This is a genomic window from Lutimonas sp., assembly GCF_051011215.1.
In the GTDB taxonomy this organism is placed as follows: domain Bacteria; phylum Bacteroidota; class Bacteroidia; order Flavobacteriales; family Flavobacteriaceae; genus Lutimonas.
The window spans coordinates 1-3,950 of the sequence record NZ_JBPCUJ010000144.1 but is presented as its reverse complement, the minus strand read 5'-3'; the positions used below and the strand labels follow the sequence as shown (position 1 = coordinate 3,950).

Genomic DNA, 3,950 nt, shown 5'->3' with positions numbered 1-3,950 from the left:
CCATAATTTCCAAGCAGTTTCCATTTAATTTACTAAATTCGCCTCAGTTTTAAAATGTGTCTATGCTTTCTTTTGATTATAAAAAATACAACACCATTTTGGGTTGGCTTACCTTTGGGATTGCCTTATTAACCTATACTTTAACACTTGAACCTACAGTTAGTTATTGGGATTGTGGTGAATATATTGCCACTTCTGTTAAATTAGAGGTCGGACACCCTCCAGGGGCTCCTTTGTTCCAGATGATGGGTGCATTTTTTGCGATGTTCACCTCAGATGTTGAAAAGATCGCCATGATGGTGAATTTTATGTCGGCCCTGGCCAGTGCTTTCACCATTCTGTTCCTTTTCTGGACCATTACCGCACTTGCAAAGAAAGTAGTAGAAAAGAGTTCTGGAGAAATGAGCAAATCCAGCTCCATTGCCATCTTAGGTAGCGGCCTTGTCGGAGCTCTGGCCTATACCTTCTCAGATAGTTTTTGGTTTAGTGCCGTTGAAGCCGAAGTATATGCCATGTCATCTTTCTTAATGGCCTTATTGTTTTGGCTGGCCATTCACTGGGAAGCAGAAATGGACAAACCAAGAGGTAATAAATGGCTTTTATTAATCAGTTTCATTGTTGGTCTGTCCTTCGGGGTTCACATACTCTCTCTTTTAGTTATTCCTTCGATCGTCTTCATATATATTTATAAAAGGCACCCGGAGCTGAATTTAAAGCAGTTTATCCTGGCCAATATCGTATCTATCCTGGTACTAGCTTTTGTTTTTAAACTTCTTTTCCCGTTTACCTTGCGATTCTTTAGTGCTTCTGAGCTGTTCTTTATCAATACACTCGGCTTACCCTTTAATTCAGGAAGTATTATTGCTGGAATCGTGCTTGTGGCCTTATTTTATTTTGGCTTGAAACACACAAGAAAGAAAAAATTATTTACGGCAAATTTACTGCTCTTATCAGTTATTTTCATCATGATCGGGTTTTCATCATGGTTGATGCTGCCTATCAGAGCCAATGCAGACACAACCATTAACGAAAATAATCCTTCAAGTGCACGTGAACTTTTAGCATATTATAACAGGGAACAATATGGGGATGCCAATGTATTTTATGGTTCTTACTATTCTCTTAAACCCGAAAAAGATAAAGACAACCCAACAAGAGATGCCAAACCAAAATACGAAAAAGACGAAAAGGCAGGTAAATATGTCATTGTAAACAATTACAAAGATGCCTTACCAAATTACAATAGTAAACACAAGGGAATAATTCCAAGAATGGTAGACCCTACACCGTCGGTAGTACAAAATTACAAAGCTATTGCAGGAATACCACAGCGATCTAAAAGGCGTCCGACTTTTGCAGAAAACATCAGTTTTATGGTGACCTATCAATTCGGTTATATGTATGGTCGCTATTTTATGTGGAATTTTGCGGGAAGACAGGATGATATCCAGGGAAATCTTGACAACCATGGGAATTGGTTGAGTGGGATAGATCCCATTGATGAGGCCAGATTAGGATCCCAACAAAACTTACCGAGTGAGATTACGGATAATAAAGGTAGAAACAAGTATTATTTCTTACCGCTTATTTTAGGACTCATCGGATTACTTTTTCATTTAAAAAGGGATATAAACAATTTCTATATTCTGTTGCTTTTCTTCGCTTTTACCGGTTTGGCCATTGTTTTTTATACCAACCCCAAACCATTTGAGCCCAGAGAAAGAGATTATGCGGTTGTAGGTTCTTTTTATGTCTTTGCTGTCTGGATAGGCTTTGGTGTACTGGCACTCTATGAAAAATTAAAAACCAAGATTCAGACCCCGATTATGCCGATTGCGGTGACCAGTATATGCCTTTTGGCTGTACCCGTTTTGATGGCCAATGAAAATTGGGATGATCACGATAGATCTGGAAAATATACCACCTGGAACAATGCAAAATCCTACCTCGATTCATGCCAGGAAAATGCCATTATGTTTACCATTGGTGACAATGACACCTTCCCGTTGTGGTATATGCAGGAGGTGGAAGATTACAGAACTGACATAAAACTTGTCAATACGAGTCTGTTTGCAAAAGACTGGTACATTGACCAGCAAAAAAGAAAGACCTATAAGGCAGATCCTATTCCTTCTCAGTTAACCCATGATGATTATAAAGAAGGATCTTTGGATGTAGCCTATTTCTATCCATATGCATTTCCTCAATTCAAGGATTCGGTGATGGATATCAAATTCTTTATGAAGTGGATTCAGAGTAAAGACAGCAGAACCTCCATAGATTTTGAAGATACCGGTCATCCTGAAAAGGTTTATCCTACCACAAAATTGAGAATCATGGTAGACAAAGAGGCTGTACTTAGAAATGGTATTGTTGCTGAAAAGGATTCAGCCCTGATTGAGCCTTATATCGATATACAGATTGCAGAATCTGCATTGATCAAAAACCGAATACTGATGTTGGATATACTGGCTAATAATAACTGGGAAAGACCGCTGTATTTTACAGGTGGTGCCCAGGCTGCCGAGGAGTATATCTGGCTAAAAGATTACCTTCAATTAGATGGTCTTGCCTATAAATTTGTACCTATAAAAACTCCTCTTTCTCAACAAAGCTTTATGGACATGGGTAGAATCGATACCGAAACCATGTATGCCAATGTTAAGAAGTGGTCATGGAAAAATTCAAACGGAGATATCTATTATGATCCTGAAACAAGAAAGAACGGGATATCCTTTAGAAATAGTTTAGGAAGGCTTGCCGATGAATTTATCAAGGAAAAAGATTTTGTGCGTGCTGAGGAGATATTGGATATGTCGCTGGAAAAAATGCCAATTGCTTCCTATGGATATTTCAGATTAGTGATTGGTCACATAGAATCCTATTACTTGATAGACCGACCTGAAAAAGCGCGAAAAATTCTTGAGTTCCTCATTGGGAATTTCAAAGAAAGGATTGTCTTTTACAGCAGCCTGAGTTCGTATGAGTTGACTCAAAATTTCGGTGATCTTGAAGGCACTTTGGATTTGTACAAATACATTATTGCCACTTCCGTTGAATACGATACCGAAGCGTATTCGGAAAAGCTGAAGGAAGATTTCATGGTCTCAGTAAAACTGTTGGAAGAAGTCTTGGAGGAATAAAAGTGTATTCTAGTTTTTTTTGTAACTTGGCGTAACCCCCAATCGTTTTTTAAAACATAATATCAAATGAGATCTTATCTTGTAAAAACACCAAGATTGGTGCAAAAATTTTTTTATAATTATTCCTGGCGGATTAAAACGGATCAAAAAGAGATTTACCTCACCTTTGATGACGGTCCTGTTCCTGACTTTACTCCCTGGGTGCTGGATACCCTGGATAAATTTGACGCCAAAGCAACGTTTTTTTGTGTTGGTGAAAACATTCAAAAATATCCACAGATTTATCAAAAAATTAAGGATGGTGACCACAGTATCGGGAACCATACGTTTAATCATTTACAAGGTTGGAAAACCCCTACTTCAAAATACGTTAAAAACATTTTGAAAGCGGATTCTTATCTACAGAATGAAACAGGTACATCCGGCCAGAAACTATTTAGACCTCCTCATGGAAGAATAAGACCTTTACAGGCAAAAATCTTGCGAAAAAAGGGCTATAAAATTATCATGTGGGACGTACTGAGTGGAGACTTTGATCAGGGATTAAACAAAAAAGAATGCCTCGAACATACCATCAAAAATATCAGTAACGGCAGTATTGTGGTTTTTCATGACAGCGATAAATCATTTAAGAATCTCGACTATGTGTTGCCTAAAGTTCTGGAACACTTTTCATCCAGAGGATTTAATTTTAAGGCGCTGTGAGGAACATAGAATTTTGAATTTTGAACTAGGAATTTAGAATATTGAACCGATTAAATGATTAGGTGAAATTCATCATTCTCAATTCCTTATTCGATATTCGTT

The 3,950-nt window shown here is 37.8% G+C and carries 2 protein-coding genes; both read left to right on the top strand.

Annotation, left to right across the window (positions count from 1 at the left end):
- Nucleotides 1–62: 62 nt before the first annotated feature.
- Nucleotides 63–3,143: a protein O-mannosyl-transferase family gene (locus ACR2MV_RS13805; RefSeq protein WP_434022586.1), complete on the top strand. Its 3,081-nt coding sequence runs from the start codon at nucleotides 63–65 to the stop codon at nucleotides 3,141–3,143.
- Nucleotides 3,144–3,209: 66 nt separating this feature from the next.
- The gene (locus ACR2MV_RS13800; protein ID WP_434022585.1) at nucleotides 3,210–3,848 is read left to right on the top strand and encodes a polysaccharide deacetylase family protein; all 639 of its coding nucleotides are present in this window, start codon (nucleotides 3,210–3,212) and stop codon (nucleotides 3,846–3,848) included.
- Nucleotides 3,849–3,950 lie beyond the last annotated feature (102 nt).